Origin of the sequence: Legionella sp., assembly GCF_047605385.1 — a bacterium.
In the GTDB taxonomy this organism is placed as follows: domain Bacteria; phylum Pseudomonadota; class Gammaproteobacteria; order Legionellales; family Legionellaceae; genus Legionella.
Map to the genome: position 1 here is coordinate 1 of NZ_JASGFU010000026.1, position 22,491 is coordinate 22,491.

Genomic DNA, 22,491 nt, shown 5'->3' on the forward strand with positions numbered 1-22,491 from the left:
TGGGCCAAGGCCCAACCTACAACTCTATTTAAAAATCCTTAAGTTGACGCCATTAGGTGAGCTCTAGCCCCTATCAGTTAACTTAGAAATTAATTCTGAAACCACCGGGCGAAGTTCTTTTCGTTGTACAATCATATCAATATGACCATGTTCTAATAAAAACTCACTGCGCTGAAAACCTTCAGGCAAAGTCTGACGTACTGTTTGTTCAATAACTCTAGGGCCAGCAAAACCAATCAAAGCCTTAGGTTCAGCAATAATCACATCTCCCAAACTTGCAAAACTGGCAGAAACTCCTCCCATGGTAGGATCAGTTAACACGACGATAAAAGGCAATCCTGTCTCAGCAAATTTGGCTAAAGCCGCAGATGTTTTCGCCATTTGCATTAAAGAAAATAACCCCTCTTGCATGCGCGCACCACCACTGGCCGTAAAACAAATGTAGGATCTACGCTCTACAGTTGCAACATCCACTGCACGTACAAATTTTTCACCCACAGTAGCTCCCATAGAGCCACCCATAAAATTAAATTCAAAAGCACTCACGACAACAGGCTGCTCCACTAACGTTCCTTTAACCACAATCAAAGCTTCCTTTTCCCCTGTAGCTTTCTGTGCTTGAGAAATTCTGTCTTTATATTTTTTCGAATCTCTAAATTTCAGCCTGTCTTGAGGTTCCAACGTAGCAGCAATCTCTTCTTGCCCTGTGTCATCAAGAAATTGACCGATACGAACACGTGCAGAAATGCGATGATGAAAATTACAAGAAGGACAAACCATTAAATTTTTAGTGAGTTCATTACTGTAGAGAACTTCGTTACAACCATTACACTTCAACCATAAGCCTTCAGGCACTCCTTTTTTTTGTGAAGTATCTGTATTAACTCGTGATGGCAATAATTTTTTTAACCAACTCATAAATTGGAACCTATATCTAAAGAATCTTTATATTATACACATAAAAAAATATTCTTAATATCATCCATTTTTAATCAGAGAGAAATTACTACGCCATACTTCGATTATCATTCCCTTACGCTATTTCTCGTATAAATCGCAAATAAAATGTACACTAAGTGCAACACATTCATTTTACTAATTATTTTAAAAAAAAAATTCTATTTTTACTCTAAAGTTTTTCGCAAATTGACCGACAACCACAATGGGTACGGGAAACCCACAAATTAAGTGAGATTCCTGATTACTTAACAAAAATGGATTAGGTCTGAGGAGACTATAATATGGCTCAAGTTATTAACACAAACGTGCCTTCGCTAATGGCTCAACGCAACTTGGCGAAAACCACTGATGCAATGTCTACTTCTATTCAGAGATTATCATCTGGTTTAAGAATTAACAGCGCAAAAGATGATGCTGCCGGATTAGCAATTGCTACCCTGATGACATCACAAATTCTTGGTCTTAACCAGGCTGCTCAAAACTCAAATGATGCGATTTCTCTTGCGCAAATTGCTGAAGGAGGTATGGGTACAGCCACTGATATTCTACAACAAATGCGTCAATTAGCGGTTCAAGCCGCTAACGGTACTAACGCTTCTGCAGACCGTCAGGCATTACAAGATGAAGTATCTCAATTAATCGATGAATTAGATGATATTGCTAACAATACTCAATTCAACGGTCAATCGATTCTTAACGGCGCGTTCTCTAACACTATATTTCAAATTGGTGCGAATGCTAATGAAACAACTTCATTCTCAATTAACAGTATTGCTGCTACTGCTGTAGGTTATCTAGCATCAGTAACTGGTTCTGCGGTTCCAGTAGGTCTTCCTGCTGACGTTGCTAGCGATATTACTATCCGCATCGGCGGTACAGAAGGAACAACTACCATTGCTACTTCTGCTAATTATGCAGGTACTTTAAATGGTCAAGATGGTACTTCAGCGTATGCCAAAGCTGCGGCAATTAATGCTGCAAACATTAGTGGTTTATCTGTAATAGCTAATGCTTCTGGTGCTGCTGCTGCCATTACTGGTGGTACTTTCGGTACTACTGCTGGTGACGTATACTCATTAGCAATTAACGGCATTACAGTATTTGACAACCAAGATGTTTCTGGTGGTATGACAGTCACTTCATTGGTAGCGGGTATCAATGGACAAACCACACAAACAGGTGTTACTGCTTCTATAGACAGTACTGGTACAATTGTCACTTTAGCTGCTGCTGACGGTCGTACGATTACTGTAGATGAAACCGGAACTAACATCGGTGGTGCGGCGGCTGATGTTTTAACAACTGGCAACTTTGCTCCAGGAGCAACTCCTCAAGTAGGTACTTTAGCCGGTGAGTTAACTATTACTGCGCAAAACATCATTTACTTTGGCGGTACTATTGCCAATCTTGGTTTAACTTCAGCTACTATTATGACTGATTCTGTTGGTATCAATTCCTTAGATATCACTACTCAAACTGGAGCAGAAACTGCAATCCAAAGAATTGATTCAGCATTAACCAGCATTACTGCTAACCGTGCTGCAATGGGTGCTATGGAAAACCGTTTCGAAGCGACTATTGCTAACCTGCAAAACATTTCTGACAATACTGAAGCTGCTCGCAGCCGTATTCAGGATACTGATTATGCAGCTGAAATGGCTAATTTAACTAAGAACCAAATTCTACAACAAGCAGGAACTGCAATGTTGGCTCAAGCGAACAGCATGCCACAGTCTGTTCTTTCATTATTAAATGCTTAATTGTAGTATTAAAACCGAAGTACAGTTTTATGGTACTTCGGTTTTTCACTTACATATAAGTTTACTTGATGAAATAGTAAATGGCTAAAACGAGTCTAAATATCACTTACTAACGCCAATTTAAGGGACATTATGGGTTTAACAGCTCCAGGAATAGGATCAGGACTAGATGTTAAGAGCATGGTTGATGCTATGGTCAAAGCAGACATCGCCAAATCTCAAGAACATCATGATAAACGTCTAAAGGAAATCAATACAGAAATTTCTGCACTGGGCCAATTAAAAGGAGCTTTATGTACCTTACAAGGAACTTTGTCTAATTTATCTAGTATGAGCCAATTTTATAAAATGCGTAGTAATATTAGTGAACCTGGGTATTTTACTGCTTTGGTAACCAACGAAGCACCTCCTGGTGTATATCAAATACAAGTGCAAGCATTAGCACAATCGCAAAGTCTGGCTAGTGATTATTATACAAATCCTGCTACATCAGTTGGTAATGGAACTATAACCATTAACTTAGGTACGTACAGCAGCGATCTTAGCACCTTTACTATTAATCCGGACACTAGTCCAGTAACAATTACCATTGATCCAAGCAATGACAGTTTAAGTTCTGTATGTGACGCAATTAATGCAGCCGATGCAGGAGTAACTGCATCTATTGTTCAAGACAGTCTTGGAGCACGCTTAAGCATTACTTCGAATCAAACTGGAGTAAATCATGCAATACAAATTCTTGGTAGTCTCACTCAGTTAAATTATGATCCAACAATGAGTAACACTCAATTAACTGAAACTATAGCTGCGCAAAACAGTTTGGTACAACTAAATGGTATGCTCATTAATCAAACCAGTAATCAACTTGAAAACATACTTAATGGTATTACGCTTAATTTAACTCAAGCCAATAGCAGCCAAACAATAACCTTAACTGTTGAAAAAAACCAAGAACAATTAATTAATTGCGTGAATGATTTTGTAAAAAAATACAATGATTGTATTATGTTTCTTAATGAGGTAACTTCTTATAACTTTGAAACCAAGCAACCAGGCCAGTATCAGGGTGATTCACAAATAAAAAATTTAAAATCCAGTTTATTTCAACTTGTTAGCAATTTTACATTCACAATTGACAGTGGTAAACAGCTTACTTTATCAAATATTGGCATTAAAACAACCAAATCAGCTACATTGGAAATTAATCAAGAAGTATTTAATAATGCTTTAAATGAAAACTACTCTTCGATCGGCGCTCTTTTTGCAAAAACAGTCAGAGTAACCGATCCTGATATTCAAGCAAACTCGATTAACACTACTGCTAAAGCAGGATCCTATGACGTAGTTCTTAGCGAATTTACACCAGGTGTGAGTATGACGGGTACCATAGGTGGTTTACCAGCTACCTCACCTGACGGAATCACTCTAAATGGAAGTGGTAATTTGAGCTCTATCTCCATCAAGATCTTAGCGGGAGTTGATGGTAATCGCGGTCAAGTTATTGTAAATGACGGCTTAGCCTCACTCATGGATCAACTACTTGAAGAATATGTTGGCAAAAAAGGTGAATTAGAGCTTAGAGCAGAAACCTTTGATGAAGAAACAGCTTCTTTAGCGAAAACACAAAAAAAGATTGATGATAAAAGTATATTCCTTGAGCAAAAGTACCTAAAAAAATGGAATGCTGTTGATCTCTTATTATCACAATTACACAGCACTAGCGAAATGTTGGATCAATTAATGCGTACGATGCCTAAATTAAAGATTAAAGATTAAAGATTAATTGCTTTAGGAAGGGAGAAATTTAGTAAATGAAAAATCCATATAAAAAAATAGTAAACCAGTATAAAACAATTGAATTAAAAACTCGTGTTGAAGCAGCTGATCCTCACGAGTTAATTAATATGTTGTTACAAGGGGCACGCAATCATATCGCTGCGGCACAGGGTAGCATGGCGCGTAAACAATTACCAGAAAAAGGCGAGCATTTAAGTAAAGCCTTGAGCATCATTGCAGGATTAAAGTCCAGTTTGAATCTGGAGGCAGGTGGTGAAATAGCTACTAACCTTATGAAGGTCTATGACTATATTGAACCATTGATATTAAAAGCCAACATAAATAATGATGAATCACTTTTGGTTCAATCAAATACATTACTTGCACAAATTCATGAAGCGTGGCAAGAAATTACGCCACATACCTCAAAAGAGAATTAAAAAAGGATGCTCATGAAAAATAAGCATCACAAGTGGATAGTGTAATTTTAAAACTGCAACACTGAAACGATTAGAATTATTTTCCAAATTGAACGAGCGTTTTAAGTTCATTCATCTCATCTTTCACCGGATTTGGCTTAGCAAAAAAAGAGAATGGCTTTGATTGAGATGAAAAAAGATTAAGTAGCAAGTTAGCAATATCATCAATAATTTTTTCCAACCGTGTAATTTCTTTTGATTCGGTATTTTCTTTAATTATCTTGTCCGCTTCATTTACTGCTAACGTGGCATTATTAACAAACTCTTCCTTATTTCCATTGTCAAAAAAAATGGCAATAGATTTTGTTATTTTATTAGTCATTGTTTCCGCTGCGGCACGCACAGGATCTCGTTTTTTGTAATTATTTGAATTAATCTTTATAGTTAGATCATTAATCTCGCTAAGAAGCGGGTAAATTCGATCAAATTTAAGTACTACTTCTGCATCTATTTGATCGATTACTTTTTGAGTAGCTGGCTGATTTATATTGAAAATACTAAATTTTTCCTTCATGATCTACCTCACAGAACTGTTGTATTATTTTATGTTAATTATTATACATTACTAATTGTTAATGTTTTATTAAGTGTTCTATTTTTGTTCATTCTCGCATCTCGCCGAAGCCGCGCTTCTACTTATGCTCCATAATTTAAAGTTATTTTTCATTCTGCCGCTAACGACAATATAAAGTCTTAAAATGAGATCGTTATTATGAAAAAGATCCTATCGATAGCAGTCTCAATTTATCTTGTGTTTAGCACATCCCCAGTCGTGGCCGCTGAACGATATGGTGAATCATTATGCAATTCACCCGATTATCTTTGTCTTAAGGTAAAAAATGGCGAGCGCTGGGACACTTTATTTCCAAATGCCGAAGAACGAGACATGGTAAAGCGTATCAACCGCATGAATATCCGCTTAAAACGAGGAATGACTATTGCGGTTCCTAAAAATATAGATCGATTAACAATCTATGATGTATCTCCCTTTCCTAGATACATCGAAGCTACGGGGGAAAAAACTATTTTTGTTAGCCAAAAAAAATTGGCTTGGGCAGCCTATGATGCCGAAGGTGAACTTTTATGGTGGGGTCCAATTTCATCAGGTATTGGGAAATGTCCCGGAGTAATGGGGGGATGCACCACCCCTACTGGAGCATTTCGCATTATCCGCAAACAAGAGATAGACTGCATATCGACTGTTTTCCCACAACGAGCTGATGGCGAAGGTGGCGGTGCATTGATGCCTTATTGCATGCATTTTTTCCGTGGCTATGCCTTACACGGTAGTTCTGATGTACCAGGTTATAGAGCAAGCCATGGGTGTGTACGCATGTTCATTGAAGATGCACGTTGGCTTAACGAAGAATTTGTTGATTTACCAGGAGGCGGCATGCAAGGAACGCGGGTAATCATTGATTCTCCCAACGATCAAAATGACAAATAGACAATTAATGATCCATCTGTTAATATTTTTTCTGGTGAAATTCCTAACTTAGTATGTTATCGTAAAGGGTTGACTTTGTGATTTAAATAACTGCATTAAGAGCGCAGGATGGGCATCAGCCTCGTCTGAGTTCAAGCGCCATTTTCTCTTCATGATGTTGGCTCTATCTACCAACAGCGGTGCAATTTTCAGTTTTTAATTCAGTATAATCAATTGACTTAGATTAATCTGGAGAATTATAAAAGAATGGTACATTACACAACACAATCCCAAGCAATGGATAGTTCAAGTTCTCACTCAATTATACCTTGGGTAGTATGGGGTTTAGCTTGTTTATTTTATTTTTATGAGTGCCTCTTGCAAGTTTCACCAGGAGTCATGAGCAACGAATTAATGCGTGATTTTGCAGTGACAGGCCAAACATTAGGAATTTTATCGGGTATTTATTTTTACTCCTATGCCGCAATGCAACTTCCTGGTGGGGTACTCATGGACTATTTTGGACCACACCGACTTTTAACTTTAGCTACTTTAATGTGCGCCATAAGCACTATTGCCTTTGGTATGACGCATAATTTTTTCACTGCCTGCCTTGCACGATTAATGATTGGTTTTGGCTCTGCCTTTGCCGCTGTAGGAACAATGAAATTAGCAGCAAACTGGTTTCCCGCTCACCGCTTTGCCTTACTCACAGGTTTAATGGTAACCATCGGGATGTTAGGTGCAATTGGTGGTGAAGCTCCTTTGGCATTGTTAATTGAGGGATTTGGCTGGCGACAAAGTATGCTGATTATGGGGACGATCGGCTTAATTCTTGCAGTACTTATTTTCATCATTGCTCAAGATACACCTAAAAACTACACACATACTCACCACTTTGCAGAAGAAGAGTCTTTAATTCCCAGCTTAATAACGTTAATGAAAAATAAACAACTTTGGTTGGTCGCCTGCTATGGTGGTTTAATGTACATGGCTACTCCTGTTTTTTGCGGCCTTTGGGGAGTTCCCTTCTTGATGGCCAAAATGCATATTAGTAAACCTACTGCAGCAAATTATATTTCTTTAGTATTCATTGGTTGGGCTATTGCTAGTCCTTTATGGGGTATTTTTTCCAACCGCATTGGTCTACGTAAACCACCAATGTACATTGGCTGCGTTGGTGCTTTAATTTGCTCTTTTCTTTTTATCTTTGCTCCTATTACTTCTTCATTGATCATGGAATTTTTACTACTTGCCTTTGGGATTTTTTCTGCCGGTTTCTTACCAGCATTTACTGTTGCTAAAGAATTATGCAACAAGAAATATGTTGCCTCTGGTTTAAGTTTCATGAACATGATGAATATGATTGGAATCGCCTTAGCGCAACCACTTATCGGTTATGTGCTTGATAAATTATGGCTTGGTGAGTTAAATGGAACGGTGCGTGTTTATCCTATGCATGCATACCATACAGGCTTGGCAATTCTACCTCTTGGCATGCTGATCGCGCTAATTATTTTACCAAAGATTAAAGAAACCTATTGCCAAAGCATACATTAATGGAATAATACCCGCAAAATTTAAGTTATTTATTAGAGTCTGTTGAAATTTCGTTCCAAAAAACGAAATGTCAACAGACTCTAATAAATAACTTGTAAACTTATACTAACCGAGCATTTTCAAAAGTAGATTTTTAATTATGGCTAAAAAACTGTACATCAAAACCAATGGCTGCCAAATGAATGAATACGATTCCTCTAAAATGGCAGAAGTTCTACACGAATCACACGGTTTCGTTAAAACAGATAATGTCGAAGAAGCAGACGTTATTTTGCTAAATACCTGCTCTATTCGTGAAAAAGCACAAGAAAAAGTGTTTTCACAATTAGGACAATGGCGCGACTACAAAACAAGAAATCCTCATGTAGTAATTGGTGTTGGTGGCTGTGTTGCCAGCCAAGAAGGCTCTGATATTGTAAAACGCGCACCTTTTGTTGATCTCGTTTTTGGCCCACAAACGTTACATCGCCTTCCTGCCATGTTAAATAAGCGCATTGAAACCAAAAAGGCAGTGGTTGATATCAGTTTCCCAGAAATTGAAAAATTTGATCATCTACCGACCCCAAGAGCGGAAGGTCCTACGGCCTTTGTGTCCATAATGGAAGGGTGTAGCAAATATTGCAGCTTTTGTGTGGTACCTTATACTCGTGGTACAGAAATTAGCCGCCCGTTTGATGATGTGCTGGCCGAATGCTATCAATTAGCAACCCAAGGAGTTAGAGAAATTAACCTATTAGGCCAAAACGTCAATGATTATCGTGGCCAAATGGAAAATGGGGACATTGCCGATTTAGCGCTATTAATTCATTACATTGCAGCTATTGATGGTATTGGCCGAATTCGTTTTACCACATCACATCCTTTAGCCTTCTCAGATAATTTAATCAATGCTTATGCAGAAGTACCACAATTGGCTAATCATTTGCATCTTCCTGTACAAAGCGGCTCTGATCGTATCTTAGGCTTAATGAAACGTGGTTATACCGCATTAGAATTTAAATCAAAAATCAGAAAATTACGTAAGGTTCGCCCAGATATCCGTTTATCTACTGATATTATTGTCGGTTTTCCTGGAGAAACCGATAAAGATTTCCAGGCAACCATGGATTTAGTGCATGAAATGGGCTTTGATACTTCATTCAGCTTTATCTATAGCCCAAGACCAGGAACCCCGGCAGCCAATCTACCTGATGACACCTCTTTGGATGTGAAAAAGCAACGCTTACAAATTTTACAAAACCGCTTACTAATGCAAGCATCTCGCTATAGCCAATCCATGATTGGTAGCACTCAAAAAATATTAGTAACTGGACATTCTAAAAAAGACTCACAACAACTTTCAGGCCGTACTGAATGCAACCGTGTAGTGAATTTTGATGGTCCTGCAAAGCTTATTGGTCACTTTGTGGATGTACAAATTAATGATGCATTGCCCAATTCCTTACGTGGCCGTCTTGTTGAAGTTGAGGCTCAAACATCCTGATGATACAACATATTCAAAAACAATTAACTGTTCCTCGCGAGTATCACAATCAGCGTATTGACAGTGTCCTTGCGAGTTTGCTTCCAGATTACTCACGCTCAAAAATAAGTAATTGGATTAAAAATGGGGCAGTTACTTTAAATCAAAAGCCATGCAAACCTAAGGACAAAACATTGGATGGAGATTTGATTGCGATAAATGTTGATCTTAATTCCATTGATTCTCATTTTGAGCATTGTGTTCCTGAAGAAATTCCCTTAACTATTGTCTTTGAAGACGACGAATTACTGGTACTCAATAAACCTGCAAACATGGTAGTACATCCAGGTGCTGGAAATCGTGAACACACTCTGGTCAATGCGTTACTGCATCACGCACCGTCATTACAACATTTGCCACGCGCCGGAATTATTCATCGACTGGATAAAGACACGACCGGATTACTGGTCATTGCCAAAACATTAACAGCACACACTTCATTAATCCGCCAAATGCAAGCTCGAGAAATCCAACGCTACTACATCACTTTAGTACAAGGCCATGTGATTGCAGGTGGCATTATTGAAACTGGTTTTGGACGCCATCCTCGTAATCGTTTAAAAATGGCAGTTCTTGAGCAAAGTCATCGTGAAGCAATTACGCATTATACTGTTAAAAAACAATATCATGATTACACGCTTCTGGATGTAAAATTAATGACAGGAAGAACACATCAAATTAGAGTACATTTAGCTTATATCAATCATCCTGTAATTGGTGATCCCTTGTATGGAGGCCGTCCTCGCTTTCCTACACATGCAACGTCTGAGTTAAGAACTTTAATCCAACAATTTAAACGCCAGGCACTCCATGCGCAAAGCCTGGCTTTTTTGCACCCAAAAACTGAAAAAGAGTTGACGTTTACTGCTCCTTTGCCTGATGATTTTCAACTTCTTCTAAACACATTGGATGCGCATTATGAAGACTAAACTAGCCAATTGGCCTGCCCCGAAAAACATCACTGCTCTTAGCACCACACGTTTTTTTGGATTTAGTAAAGCGCCTTATGATACCAATAATCTGGGTTTGCATGTTGGCGATCAAGAAGAGCATGTTTTGCAAAACCGCAAACAACTCATCGAGCAATTAAACTTACCCGGTGAACCTCAATGGCTTAATCAAACACACAGCACTCGCTGTGTTCTGGTTGAGAATAATCCAGATCGTAACGCAGATGCAGCAATCACTCGTTCACTCAAGCATCCACTAGTCATTCTTACTGCAGATTGTTTACCCATCATGCTCTGCAATATCCAAGGCAATGAACTTGCGGCCATTCATGCGGGTTGGCGAGGATTAGCTAACGGAATTGTGGAAAATACCCTAGAGCAAATACATAGTAAAACACATGATTTACTTGCCTGGATAGGGCCCGGCATTTGCCAAAAATGTTATGAAGTTGGTAATGAAGTTTATGAAACATTTATCACAAAATACTCGTTAAGTAAGTCGGCCTTTAAGGCAACCAGTTCTAATAAATGGTTAGCTAATTTACCGAAAATTGCTGAAATTGTACTGAACTCTCAAGGGATCAATGCAATCTATCAATCTGAATTATGTACTTTTGAATCAGAAAGTGAGTTATATTCCTATCGAAAAACCTCTCAAACGGGTAGAATAGGTACCCTTATTTGGTTCAATAATCAACCTCAGGACTAAAAAATGATAAAATATGTAAAATTATTCATTAGCACCCTACTCATTGGGATCGTCCCCTTTGTGTATGCCGCAGTAGAAACCGACTTGCCGAGCCTGGCGCCAGTATTAAACAATGTGATGCCGGCAATCGTTAATGTGGCAGTACAAGGATATTTGCCTCCTGATTCAGCGACGCCTGGTGCAGCAGATGATGAAACGCCTGGTAATAGACGTCCTGCTCAACTGCCAGAAAAAGGTCGTAAATTTCAAAGTATTGGTTCAGGAGTTATTTTAGATCCTCAACATGGAGTAATCATTACTAACGATCATGTGATTCGTAACGCCAACTTAATTACGATTACCCTGCAAGATGGTCGTCGTTTAAAAGCAAAACTAATTGGTGGTGATAGTGAAACTGATTTAGCGGTGTTAAAAATTGATGCCAAAAATCTAAGGTCATTACCTATCGGTGATTCAGACAAATTACAAGTGGGGGATTTTGTAGTTGCGATTGGTAACCCATTTGGCTTAAACAGCTTTGGTAATAGCCAATCTGCTACTTTTGGTATTGTCAGTGCTTTAAAGCGCAGTGATTTAAACATTGAAGGAGTAGAAAACTTTATCCAAACTGATGCGGCAATCAACCCTGGTAACTCAGGTGGTGCCTTAGTCAATGCGAAAGGCGAATTAATTGGTATTAATACGGCTATTTTATCTCCTTATGGTGGAAACGTTGGAATTGGTTTTGCCATTCCAATTAATATGGCTAAAGACGTTGCCCAACAAATTATTAAATTTGGTTCCATTCACCGTGGATTAATGGGAATTTTTGTTCAGCATTTAACGCCTGAATTAGCACATTCAATGGGCTATCCTGAAGAGTTCCAAGGAGCATTGGTAGCGCAGGTAAACCCAGGTTCTCCTGCAGAATTTGCGGGTTTGAAAGCAGGTGATATTATTGTGCAAATCAATAATACTAAAATCACCCAAGCAACTCAGGTCAAAACAACAATTAGTCTCTTACGTGTGGGCTCTAATGTTAAAATCAGCCTTCAACGTGATGGTAAGCCAATTACTTTAGATGCTGTAGTCACTGATGCCAAAGCTCATGAACAAAAATTACAATCAAGTAATCCATTCCTGTATGGTTTAGCGCTAAGAGCTTTTGATCAAGAAACACCACCTCATGGTAATGTGACTGGAGTTCAAATAGTTGGTGCTTTAGAGAATAGTGCTGGCTGGCGTGCCGGTTTAAGACCAGGTGATATTATTATCTCTGCAAATAAACTGGCGGTAAAAGATGTAAAAACCTTACAACAAATTGCCCAACAGAAAAAAGAAGAGCTATTGGTTCAAGTTTTACGTGGACCAGGCGCTTTGTATCTATTAATTAGTTAATTACAAAGCTAGAGGACGTGGTACGTCATGTCCTCTAGCAATTAGGTATCCAAAACTTCATCTCTTTCACTTTATAAAATTCCCTGTTGCATCAAAAATAGACTCTTTACTAATCCGCAAGAAGAGAACAATATAAGAACTATTTTATAAAGTACAGATCAAAAAGGATTATTTTTATTCTTTTTGTGTCTTTTTTATATGAAAGGTGGTTTGTATAAATATTGAGGAGCTTTATAGATGAACAATGTACCCGAAATACATTATCTATGGATAGGAATTCCTACCCATGATAATGTTATGGCTTTACCTGGCCATGATATAGCTGGCCCTATTAGCATGTTCAAAGAATTACAAAAAGATAATTATAAGGAAAAGAATTTAATTAAATTTTGGCGTCTCGAAAAATATAAGGATTATTATCAAGCAGAATTCAATAAGTACCACGTTGCAATTCAAGTTTGTACTATAGAAAGATTACTTTCAGAAAAAAAAATGAGGAAGCAAAAGCACTGACTGCAATTTTAAACAAAATTTCCGATGCAGAGATTTTAGATGTCCCTGCTCTAATTAATTTTATTTAAATCAATTAGATTAATTTAAATACAAAACTAAACAACCAAATAAAAAAATCAAAAAAAATCATCCGTATGCTTGACATCTAATCACTAAAACGCCACAATTCACGCCGTCTTGTGGCTATGTAGCTCAGCCGGTTAGAGCGCGGCACTCATAATGCTGAGGTCGGTGGTTCGAGTCCACCCATAGCCACCATTATCCTAGTAAAATCAGCTGTATTCCGCTACTAATTTCAAAAACCTATTGTGAAGTTCTTAAATTTGGTTATCATGTAATTATCTAGGATCTTGCGATTTTTCAATGCGCTCTATAGTCATTATATTTTTAACATTTATTTGCTCCCTACTCGCTTATGCAAATGATATTAATATTTCCACAACTACCAAAGATGGAAACACCACCTTTTTTCTGCAAGCCGGAGCATTCAATTTAGAAAAAGATGCTAAGCAACGAAAAAATGAATTATCAAAATTAGCCGCTGAACCAATTGAGATTAAGAATCTATCCGATAAAAAGCTCTATCTCGTCCAAATTGGCCCAATAAACGATTATGTAACCGCAAGAAACCTACAGCGTATTCTCACACAAAAGATTAATACAGCAGCTTATAAAGCTAAAAGATCTCGTCCCCCTTCTTTAGCATCAACAATGCAGCCAACAAACTCAGGCGATGTTGCACAGGGAATGCCCGAGGACAGCAAGCTATGGAATTTGCGAAATGCTGATATTCGTGCAGTAATTGCAGAAGTATCGCGTGTTACAGGTAAAAATTTTATTATTGATCCCCGCGTGCAAGGAAAAATATCTATTGTTTCGTCAACACCTATGTCAAGTAATGAGCTATATCAAGTGTTTCTTTCCATGTTGCAAGTCTCAGGATATGCCGCTATCCCTAACAAAGATGTGATCAAAATCATTCCCAACATTGATGCCAAAACCCAGTCATCTGATCTACTCAATGAAATGAAAAATCCCCCTAGAGGTGATGATATGATGGTGGCAGTGTTCCCCGTCCACTATGTATCTGCAGAACAATTAGTCCCAGTATTAAGACCCTTAATGCCCCAATGGAGTAGTGTGTCTGCATATGGGCCATCCAATATGCTCATTTTGTCTGGACGAGCAAACAACATCAACAGCCTAGCCAATATCATTAGGCAAGTTGACAACTCCACTGCGAATGGAATCGACATCGTTCCACTTAGGCATTCATTGGCTATGGATATTGCTAATACTTTAAAAGATTTAGTAAAAATGCAACCCAATATGGCTGGTAGTCGAGCGCAAATCTCCCTTTCTGCAGACGATCGTTCTAACTCCATTTTAGTCAGTGGTTCTAAAACAGATAGAATACGTCTGAGAATGCTTATCCTAAAATTAGATAGGGAAAGTTTTACTGAATTAAATAGTAATACCCAAGTTGTTTACCTCAACTACATGCGTGCTGAAGATTTAGTGCCTATCCTTGTAGGCATTGCCCAAGCAAACTTTAGTGGTAATGTAGGTAGTACTATTGGAACCATTACCAGGCCAATCTTAGACAGTACGAATCCCGCATCTAATTTAGTAAGTAATAGCTCTAATTCTCAAAGTTTCTCCTCAACAAACACTAGTAATTCAGCATTAAACGCATCATCAGCCGCAACGGCCAATACCAATTCAACCAACACTCAAAATGAAGGCTCAACAAAGCCTTCCGTGCAAATTATTGGTGAGCCTAATACCAATTCGATCATCATTAACGCTCCTTCTTCTGTTATTCGCATTTTAAAGCGTGTCATTTCTCAATTAGACATTAAACCCGCACAATTGCTCATTGAAGCTTTAGTTGCGGAAATTAATCAGGAAGATGTGAATACCTTAGGAATTGAATGGGGTTCAAATAGGCAAACTGGTGATCCGGCTAATTTCACCAATGGTTTCGCCATTCTCAATAGCAAATCAACGCTCGCCGATTTCCAAGCGCAAATTTATGCTTTAGCACGTGCCCATAAAGCAAATATTTTATCCACGCCATCAGTAGTCGTGCTCGATAACCGCCAAGCAAAAATCCTTGTTGGTAAGCAGGTTTCAGTGGCCACATCTAATTATCCTAACAATGCAGGAGGCACCGCTCCTGTTTCCAGTCCTTTTACCACCTTTGACCGAGTGAACGTTGCTTTGCACCTTTATGTAAGACCACAAATTACTCGCAATAATGGCATCCAAATGCAAATTGATCAGGGGAATGACACGCTAGATCCACCAGTAGTTGCAGAAACCTCGACCACACCCACATTTAGAATCAGCAGTATTGTAACCTCAGTACACGTAGATAGTGGTGATGTAATCGTTCTTGGCGGCTTAACTCAAGACAGCTTAGACAGTGACAATAACCGTTTACCTATTTTAGGTGATATTCCTGGGCTTGGCAGAATGTTTAAACGCAATACAAAAACGCGTGATAACCGCGTACTAATGGTCTTTATTAAACCGACGATTTTGCATAATGAGCGTGATAATATGGCTATGACCAGTGAAAAATACAATCATATTAGACAATATGAACTAGATTGGCTACGCTCAGAAGAGGAATTCGTACAAAGTAATAACGCTACGGTTATGCCTGCATTAAAACAGGCTGATTTACCAAGACCATTTAGCCGTCCACCTTTATTGGCAACCCATTAAATCATGGATAATGAAGAGAACATACTGAAAATCCCATACAGTTTTGCTAAAGCACATGGGATTGTTGTAGCCAGTGAATTAGTAGATGGGCATGCTCTGGTTTACCATTTACCCAATGTATCACTACAAGCTCTTGCTGAAATAAAACGTTTGCTCCAGCAAGAATTGTCTTTAAAACAGGTAGATCAATTCAGCTTTCAACAGCATTTAGCCAATATCTATCAATCCAAAGCATCCATTCTGGAAGCAGCTGGCGGCATGGAAGAAGACATGGATCTCTCACTATTGGCTAGTCAACTACCAGTCAGTGAAGATTTATTGGAAAATCAAGACGATGCACCGATTATCCGTTTACTCAACGCGCTATTCACTCAAGCAATCAAGCAAAAAGCTTCAGATATTCATATTGAAACTTATGAAGACCGTGTTTTAGTCCGTAATCGCATTGATGGAGTTTTGCATGAAGTTTTAGAAATTCAACGCGCCATTGCTCCTTTAGTAATTTCACGGGTGAAAGTTATGGCAAAATTGGATATTGCTGAAAAACGTATCCCGCAGGACGGTCGTATTTCATTACGTATTGGTGGCCATAATATTGACGTGCGAGTATCTACTTTGCCATCAAATCACGGTGAGCGTGTGGTAATGCGTATTTTGGATAAACAGGCTGCGCAATTGGATTTAAATTTATTGGGAATGCCTAAGGAAACGGTAAAAACGATTCGTGAATTAATTGCTGAACCTCACGGGATTATTCTGGTAACCGGCCCTACCGGTTCAGGAAAAACAACTTCTCTTTATGCCATGTTGACGGAGTTAAATGAAGTCACGCGCAATATTCTAACGATTGAAGATCCAATTGAATATGATTTGGAAGGAATAGGACAAACTCAGGTTAATACTAAGGTACAAATGACCTTTGCCAAAGGCCTTAGAGCCATTTTACGCCAAGATCCAGATGTAGTAATGATTGGTGAAATCCGTGACTTGGAAACAGCAGAAATTGCAGTTCAAGCAAGTCTTACCGGACATTTGGTGCTTTCCACCTTACATACAAATACTGCATTAGGTGCATTAACCCGTTTGCGAGATATGGGTGTTGAATCTTTTCTTTTATCCTCAAGCATTGTTGGCTTAATTGCTCAACGTTTAGTTCGTAAACTTTGTCCTCATTGCAAAACCCCGCATCAATTAAGAGATGATGAAAAAGAATTGATGGGTTTAAAAGCCAATACTGATTTATCAAAAGTATGTGAACCCAAGGGCTGCGATATTTGCAATCATTTGGGGTATAAAGGCCGAACAAGTATTTATGAATTGATTACCATTGATGATATGCTGCGCGGAATGATCCATCGTAATGAAAGCTTACAAACAATTGAAGAATACGTGAGACCTCATACACCAAGCATTCGTCAAGATGGATTTAAACGGGTATTGGCAGGTGATACATCCCTTGCAGAGGTTTTGCGAGTAACAACACAAAATTAGGAAAGTCCTTAGATTAAGAAATGTTAATGGTTTAAAGTTTCAAGCCTTGACTATAAAACACTTGTTGAGATTCTTTAATAATTTCTAGGGTCTGATCGGAAATATTTCTTACATCGAGAGGAATGTTAAACAATGTAATGGCACGTCCGCATAATGCTTGCAAACCATATATGCCAAGTCTATCTGGATTGGCATGAAGAAGTCCTTTTCTTTGGTTATTTGATAGGATATCTTGGAGTTTTTTAATCACTACTTCGCTTAAGCCTTTATAATCTTGTATACGCATCATAGTTGAACTCTCTAAACCCAAAGTTTGAATTTTAGATTTGGCAAGAAAATTAAATAAGGCTGTAATTTGTTTATCATCAAAAAAGTGTCTTGATATATCAAGAGAGTCCAAATTTTCAGGAAGAAATGAAAAAACTTCGGCTAATTCGTCTGGAGATAAGTGATCTAGATTATTCTCGCTCCAGTCAAGAGCCGTTAAGCCTTTAGAAAAAATCGTAAATATCTCAGTTAAATTGCCAACAGATAATCTGCAAAGGAAATTGTTGCCCAGGTTAAGGGACAACAAATTTGTAGGAAAGGCTTTCAAGACTTTAACTAGGTCATCAATGATAAGGTCATAAGTAAATTTATAGTAAGTAAATTTATAGAATGTATTTCCCTCTAAATTAAGCGATGTCAAATGGGGTGAAAGGGTTTTCAAAATTTTAACCAACTCATCTGTGGAATATTTGGAAAGATCATTCCATCCCAAATTAAGTGAAGTTAAATGTCTAGGCAGAGCGTTTAGAATCTTAATCAGGTCATCAGCGGAATATTTGGAAAGACAATTCATTTCCAAATTAAGGGAAGTTAAATGTACAGGTAGAGCTTTTAGAACTTTAATGAGATCATCAGCGGATAAGTCACCAAGAGCATTATAGCTCAAATCCAAAGAAGCCAGATTTTCAGGGAAAGAGGTAAAAATGCTAATCAAGTCATCTACAGAATTACCAGCAAAACCCTTCCCGAGTTGGTTCAAAGAAAAATTAATAGAAGTTACATTAGGTCTGGATTTTATAATCTGGCATAATTCATCAGGTTTTATCTGTTGACGTACACTGGTAAAATTGGTGCTGAAACAGTCTTGCAAATTAAATTCAGTCACCTCTCTCGAAATAGCCACTATCGTTGCGTATACGTTTACTTTGGTGCTATCACCAAATAAACCACCTATTAAACGTAATTTGTAATACATAACAAAACTCTCATTGAATTCATTTTTGATCAGAAAACTACTTCTTAATTATTTGCAATGAAACAAGATGATAGATACTGTATCCTACATCATTTCTGTTTATTCCATTCTTGATGTTCATAATGATATTATCATTGAATTTTATTTGTCCAAATATTATGGGTAAAGTTAGTTGCTTTCGTTTTCCAAATATTTTTTTAGCTCAGTAATTTTTAGCTTGTATTGTTCCGTTGCAAAATCTGCTGTCAAATCATCCACTACCACCATGATTTTATCTAGAAAGATATGAATAGATTTCTTCAATTGTATCCACAATTCCGGCTCTGCTGCTAACGTATTCTTATAGTTTTTAATAAGCTCAAGACATTGATCCAAAAATTTGCATTGATGCTCTGGATATTTCGAATAAGGAGATTCAGAGTCTAAATCTAAAATCCCATGTAATTCTGCAAGAAAACTTTCTAATGTGGCTTTGACCTGAGGTTTAAGTTTTTCATTATAAACTTTAAATGCGTCACTTCCTTGATAATACAATTTTTTCGCTTCCCGATGCATTTGGCTTTCATCACTGGTCAGATCAATTCCATGTTGAACTAGTTTATTCATTTTATCGGCTATAATTTGTGCTTTTCCCATTAAACCTTCTTTGAGTTTACCCCACTCCATAACCTACCTCTTACCAAATACTAATTAACCTTACTCTATTTTTATAGCACAAAAATGAGTTTTTAATAAACAAAAATCTAATTTTTACGAGGGAATTGCTCTATATCTTACTGGAGATAAGGACAAATGCTGATATTTTTTAAACATGGGGCCAGAGGGAACATGGGCCACATGTCTAAAAAATAGTTCAAAAAAATAACAAGCAATCAGTAAGTGAAAAATCTATCTTTTGGCATGGACTTAAGAGCTAAAAAATTTCTTTGCTTACCCATACCATTATCTAGATTTTTATTTAGCCACTTTACGCCAAGTAGTGCCTGTAACACTATCTTCCAGTTCAATTCCCTGCTCTAACAATTCAGTGCGAATTTGATCTGCTCGCTCCCAATTATGCTCAGATCGTGCTTGCAAACGCTCTGCAATCAATTGCTCAATCAGGATCTTATCATCGTCGGCAAAACCCGCTTGTAAGAAATCAGCTGGATTAGACTGTAATATTCCCATAGTACTTGCTAAATGCTTTAAAGTAGCCGCTAAAACAGGCGTACCGTTTTTATTGACTTCATGGCTTAATTGGAAAAGCACTGACAAAGCAACTGAAGTATTGAAATCATCATCCATAGCCTTATTAAATTCAGCAATCCAATGTGTATCCAATTCACCATTCGTATCAAGCGGCACATCCTTCATGGTTTGGTAGAGTCTGGTTAATGCTTTCTTCGCATTAATCAAATTTTCTTCAGAATAATTTAATGGGCTACGATAATGACTGCTTAATAGAAAATAGCGCACCACTTCTGGATGATGTTCTGCAAGCACATCAGCAATAGTAAAGAAATTACCTAATGATTTAGACATTTTCTCATTATTTACTTGCAACATGCCAACATGCATCCAATAATTTGCAAATGGCTTATGGGTTACTGCCTCACTTTGGGCAATTTCATTTTCATGATGCGGAAATTGTAAATCTAAACCACCGCCATGAATATCGAATTGCTCACCTAATTCTTCCATTGCCATCGCGGAGCATTCAATATGCCAACCTGGTCGTCCTTCTCCCCAAGGAGATAACCAACTAGGCTCACCTGGTTTGGCTTTTTTCCATAACACAAAATCAAGTGGTGAACGTTTTTCCTTGACTACCTCAATTCGTGCACCAGAAACCAGGCCTTCTAAGTCCTTATGAGATAATTTGCCATATTCAGCAAAAGTATCTACTTGGTAACAAACATCACCATTATCACTCAGATAAGCATTACCATTTTTCAATAAACGCTCAATAAGATGAATAATAGTATCAATATGTTCTGTAGCACGTGGCTCATGATTCGGTGGCAAAATATTCAAAGCATGCATATCCTCATGCATGGCAGCAATATAATGCGCAGTTAATTCATCAATAGATATACCCCGCTCATTTGCGCGAACAATAATTTTGTCATCAATATCAGTAATATTGCGCACAAAATTAACTTCATAACCTTGAGAACGCAGATAACGTACAATCACATCAAAACAAACCATTGAGCGTGCATGACCAATGTGGCAGTGATCATAAACGGTAATTCCACACACATACATGTCAATCGTTCCAGGTTTAATGGAAACAAATGGTTCTTTGGTTCTGGTTAACGAATTATATAAATGCAACATTTCCGCCTCTTAGCTCATTTTTCCCCAAGTGTCTTTCAAATCAACTACACGATGAAACACACTGACTTGTTCGTTTTGAATTTCATTAACACAATAATAGCCCAAACGCTCAAATTGAAATATTGTACCCAAAGATTGTTTAGCTAAAGAAGGCTCACAAAATCCTTTTAATTCCTGCAATGAATCTGGATTTAAGAATTGCAAATAATTTTCTTCTCGTACAGGATTAGCATCAGTAAATAAGCGATCGTATTGCAATACCTTCACAGGGTAAGCATGAGCACTAGATACCCAATGAATGACCCCTTTGATTTTACGATCTTCAGGATTTTTACCCAAAGTATTGTCATCATAAGTGCAACGTAACTCGATTACTTCACCTTCAGCATTACGCATTACATTATGGCATTTAATGACATATGAATTACGCAAACGAACTTCAGCACCTGGAGATAAACGGAAATATTTTTTCGGCGGATCTTCCATAAAGTCTGAACGTTCAATTAAAAGTTCTCTTGAGAAAGGAATCTCACGTGTTGCTGCTTCAGGATCTTGTGAATTATAAGAAACATGTAACACTTCTACCTTGTCCTGTGGGTAATTTTCAATAATAACCTTGATTGGATCCATAACACACATTGCACGATTTGCAGTCCTATTTAATTCTGCACGTACACACTCTTCTAACAAGGACATGTCAATTACTGAATCACTGCGAGAAATACCAATTACTTCACAAAATTGACGAATCGCTGCCGGCGGATAACCACGGCTGCGCATTCCACGTAATGTAGGCATGCGGGGATCATCCCAGCCACTCACTACCTGTTTTTCTACCAACTCGCGTAATTTGCGCTTTGAAGTGATGGTATGTGATAAATTCAAACGTGCAAACTCAGTTTGTATCGGTTTTGCAGGTACGGGTAAATTGTCGACAAACCAATCATAAAGCGGACGATGATCCTGAAATTCTAAAGTACATAATGAATGAGTGATTTTTTCCAATGCATCTGAAATTGGATGTGCATAATCATACATAGGATAAATGCACCATTCATTACCAGTACGTTGATGAGATGCATGGCGAATACGATAAAGCACAGGGTCACGCATGTTCACGTTTCCAGATTTCATATCAATTTTGGCTCTTAATACGTGAGCACCATCAGGAAACTCACCTGATTTCATACGGCGAAATAAATCCACGCTTTCATCAATAGAGCGATTACGATAAGGGCTTTCACGACCTGGCTCTTGCAAAGTTCCGCGATAAGCACGAATCTCATCCATAGACAAACTATCTACATAGGCTAAGTCTTTTTGGATGAGTAACATTGCAAACTCATAAAGCTCATGGTAATAATCAGATGAATGGGTCATCGCACACCACTCAAAACCTAACCAACGCACATCGTCAATAATCGCTTTAACATATTCGTCTTCTTCTTTGATTGGGTTGGTATCATCAAAGCGTAAGTAACAAATACCGCCAAACTCTTCTGCTAAACCAAAATTCAAGCAAATGGATTTAGCATGCCCAACATGCAAATAACCATTAGGTTCTGGTGGAAAACGAGTAACTACTGATTTATGTTTACCACTGGCTAACTCATCAGTAATCAATTGTCGGATAAAATGTGCTCTTTTTTCAGTTAATTCTGTCATTAGTA

18 protein-coding genes and 1 tRNA gene are annotated in these 22,491 nt (G+C 37.9%); 13 read left to right on the forward strand and 6 right to left on the reverse strand.

Annotation, left to right across the window (positions count from 1 at the left end; genetic code table 11):
* Positions 1–63 precede the first annotated feature (63 nt).
* Positions 64–918, reverse strand: a complete 855-nt coding sequence (gene accD, locus QM652_RS07680; RefSeq protein WP_415074474.1) for an acetyl-CoA carboxylase, carboxyltransferase subunit beta — start codon at positions 916–918, stop codon at positions 64–66.
* Between the two features lie 323 nt (positions 919–1,241).
* Here accD and QM652_RS07685 point away from each other — a divergent pair, with 323 nt between their 5' ends.
* The 3 genes from QM652_RS07685 to fliS all read left to right on the forward strand — a co-directional run bounded on the left by QM652_RS07685 (position 1,242) and on the right by fliS (position 4,936).
* Complete coding sequence (locus QM652_RS07685) at positions 1,242–2,720, forward strand: flagellin (protein WP_415074476.1); 1,479 nt, start codon at positions 1,242–1,244, stop codon at positions 2,718–2,720.
* A 132-nt stretch (positions 2,721–2,852) separates the two neighbouring features.
* The gene (gene fliD, locus QM652_RS07690) at positions 2,853–4,496 is read left to right on the forward strand and encodes a flagellar filament capping protein FliD (RefSeq protein ID WP_415074478.1); all 1,644 of its coding nucleotides are present in this window, start codon (positions 2,853–2,855) and stop codon (positions 4,494–4,496) included.
* A gap of 35 nt (positions 4,497–4,531) precedes the next feature.
* Entirely contained in the window at positions 4,532–4,936 is a 405-nt protein-coding gene (gene fliS / locus QM652_RS07695) for a flagellar export chaperone FliS (RefSeq protein WP_415074480.1), read from the forward strand.
* 76 nt (positions 4,937–5,012) lie between these two features.
* Here the strand turns inward: fliS and QM652_RS07700 are convergent, their stop codons facing one another.
* Complete coding sequence (locus tag QM652_RS07700) at positions 5,013–5,489, reverse strand: hypothetical protein (protein WP_415074482.1); 477 nt, start codon at positions 5,487–5,489, stop codon at positions 5,013–5,015.
* A 198-nt stretch (positions 5,490–5,687) separates the two neighbouring features.
* On the opposite strand from QM652_RS07700, the gene QM652_RS07705 reads away from it, so the two are divergent.
* From QM652_RS07705 to lspE, 10 genes are all read left to right on the forward strand, one after another.
* Complete coding sequence (locus QM652_RS07705; protein ID WP_415074484.1) at positions 5,688–6,422, forward strand: L,D-transpeptidase; 735 nt, start codon at positions 5,688–5,690, stop codon at positions 6,420–6,422.
* Positions 6,423–6,668: 246 nt separating this feature from the next.
* Positions 6,669–7,961 carry an MFS transporter gene (locus QM652_RS07710; protein WP_415074486.1) on the forward strand — a complete coding sequence of 431 codons (1,293 nt, stop codon included), beginning with the start codon at positions 6,669–6,671 and terminating at the stop codon, positions 7,959–7,961.
* Positions 7,962–8,100: 139 nt separating this feature from the next.
* Complete coding sequence (gene miaB / locus QM652_RS07715) at positions 8,101–9,444, forward strand: tRNA (N6-isopentenyl adenosine(37)-C2)-methylthiotransferase MiaB (protein WP_415074488.1); 1,344 nt, start codon at positions 8,101–8,103, stop codon at positions 9,442–9,444.
* The gene (gene rluD / locus QM652_RS07720; protein ID WP_415074490.1) at positions 9,444–10,412 is read left to right on the forward strand and encodes a 23S rRNA pseudouridine(1911/1915/1917) synthase RluD; all 969 of its coding nucleotides are present in this window, start codon (positions 9,444–9,446) and stop codon (positions 10,410–10,412) included. The genes miaB and rluD overlap by 1 nt, the downstream gene beginning before the upstream one ends.
* Complete coding sequence (gene pgeF / locus QM652_RS07725) at positions 10,402–11,142, forward strand: peptidoglycan editing factor PgeF (RefSeq protein ID WP_415074492.1); 741 nt, start codon at positions 10,402–10,404, stop codon at positions 11,140–11,142. The genes rluD and pgeF overlap by 11 nt, the downstream gene beginning before the upstream one ends.
* A 3-nt stretch (positions 11,143–11,145) precedes the next feature.
* Positions 11,146–12,519: a Do family serine endopeptidase gene (locus QM652_RS07730; RefSeq protein ID WP_415074494.1), complete on the forward strand. Its 1,374-nt coding sequence runs from the start codon at positions 11,146–11,148 to the stop codon at positions 12,517–12,519.
* 237 nt (positions 12,520–12,756) lie between these two features.
* Positions 12,757–13,032 carry a hypothetical protein gene (locus QM652_RS07735; RefSeq protein WP_415074496.1) on the forward strand — a complete coding sequence of 92 codons (276 nt, stop codon included), beginning with the start codon at positions 12,757–12,759 and terminating at the stop codon, positions 13,030–13,032.
* A gap of 181 nt (positions 13,033–13,213) precedes the next feature.
* A tRNA-Met gene (locus QM652_RS07740) sits at positions 13,214–13,290 on the forward strand.
* Positions 13,291–13,395: 105 nt separating this feature from the next.
* A complete protein-coding gene (lspD, locus tag QM652_RS07745; RefSeq protein ID WP_415074498.1) occupies positions 13,396–15,765 on the forward strand; it encodes a GspD family T2SS secretin variant LspD in 2,370 nt (789 codons plus the stop codon).
* Between the two features lie 3 nt (positions 15,766–15,768).
* Positions 15,769–17,256 (forward strand): GspE family T2SS ATPase variant LspE, encoded by a 1,488-nt coding sequence (lspE, locus tag QM652_RS07750; RefSeq protein ID WP_415074500.1) that lies wholly within the window; start codon positions 15,769–15,771, stop codon positions 17,254–17,256.
* A 31-nt stretch (positions 17,257–17,287) separates the two neighbouring features.
* Here the strand turns inward: lspE and QM652_RS07755 are convergent, their stop codons facing one another.
* From QM652_RS07755 to QM652_RS07770, 4 genes are all read right to left on the reverse strand, one after another.
* A complete protein-coding gene (locus QM652_RS07755; protein ID WP_415074502.1) occupies positions 17,288–18,499 on the reverse strand; it encodes a hypothetical protein in 1,212 nt (403 codons plus the stop codon).
* Between the two features lie 168 nt (positions 18,500–18,667).
* On the reverse strand, positions 18,668–19,135 hold the full coding sequence (locus QM652_RS07760; RefSeq protein ID WP_415074504.1) for a hypothetical protein: 468 nt from the start codon (positions 19,133–19,135) through the stop codon (positions 18,668–18,670).
* A gap of 318 nt (positions 19,136–19,453) precedes the next feature.
* A complete protein-coding gene (gene cysS / locus QM652_RS07765; protein WP_415074506.1) occupies positions 19,454–20,821 on the reverse strand; it encodes a cysteine--tRNA ligase in 1,368 nt (455 codons plus the stop codon).
* A 9-nt stretch (positions 20,822–20,830) separates the two neighbouring features.
* Positions 20,831–22,486 carry a glutamine--tRNA ligase/YqeY domain fusion protein gene (locus QM652_RS07770; protein ID WP_415074508.1) on the reverse strand — a complete coding sequence of 552 codons (1,656 nt, stop codon included), beginning with the start codon at positions 22,484–22,486 and terminating at the stop codon, positions 20,831–20,833.
* Positions 22,487–22,491 lie beyond the last annotated feature (5 nt).

Coding starts and splice junctions, on each gene's coding strand:
- lspD (WP_415074498.1), top strand. CDS start 13,396: ATGCGCTCTATAGTCATTATATTTTTAACATTTATTTGCTCCCTACTC.
- QM652_RS07700 (WP_415074482.1), bottom strand. CDS start 5,489: ATGAAGGAAAAATTTAGTATTTTCAATATAAATCAGCCAGCTACTCAA.
- cysS (WP_415074506.1), bottom strand. CDS start 20,821: ATGTTGCATTTATATAATTCGTTAACCAGAACCAAAGAACCATTTGTT.
- accD (WP_415074474.1), bottom strand. CDS start 918: ATGAGTTGGTTAAAAAAATTATTGCCATCACGAGTTAATACAGATACT.
- lspE (WP_415074500.1), top strand. CDS start 15,769: ATGGATAATGAAGAGAACATACTGAAAATCCCATACAGTTTTGCTAAA.
- QM652_RS07710 (WP_415074486.1), top strand. CDS start 6,669: ATGGTACATTACACAACACAATCCCAAGCAATGGATAGTTCAAGTTCT.
- QM652_RS07760 (WP_415074504.1), bottom strand. CDS start 19,135: ATGGGAAAAGCACAAATTATAGCCGATAAAATGAATAAACTAGTTCAA.
- pgeF (WP_415074492.1), top strand. CDS start 10,402: ATGAAGACTAAACTAGCCAATTGGCCTGCCCCGAAAAACATCACTGCT.
- miaB (WP_415074488.1), top strand. CDS start 8,101: ATGGCTAAAAAACTGTACATCAAAACCAATGGCTGCCAAATGAATGAA.
- fliD (WP_415074478.1), top strand. CDS start 2,853: ATGGGTTTAACAGCTCCAGGAATAGGATCAGGACTAGATGTTAAGAGC.
- rluD (WP_415074490.1), top strand. CDS start 9,444: ATGATACAACATATTCAAAAACAATTAACTGTTCCTCGCGAGTATCAC.
- QM652_RS07770 (WP_415074508.1), bottom strand. CDS start 22,486: ATGACAGAATTAACTGAAAAAAGAGCACATTTTATCCGACAATTGATT.
- QM652_RS07685 (WP_415074476.1), top strand. CDS start 1,242: ATGGCTCAAGTTATTAACACAAACGTGCCTTCGCTAATGGCTCAACGC.
- QM652_RS07755 (WP_415074502.1), bottom strand. CDS start 18,499: ATGTATTACAAATTACGTTTAATAGGTGGTTTATTTGGTGATAGCACC.
- QM652_RS07735 (WP_415074496.1), top strand. CDS start 12,757: ATGAACAATGTACCCGAAATACATTATCTATGGATAGGAATTCCTACC.
- fliS (WP_415074480.1), top strand. CDS start 4,532: ATGAAAAATCCATATAAAAAAATAGTAAACCAGTATAAAACAATTGAA.
- QM652_RS07730 (WP_415074494.1), top strand. CDS start 11,146: ATGATAAAATATGTAAAATTATTCATTAGCACCCTACTCATTGGGATC.
- QM652_RS07705 (WP_415074484.1), top strand. CDS start 5,688: ATGAAAAAGATCCTATCGATAGCAGTCTCAATTTATCTTGTGTTTAGC.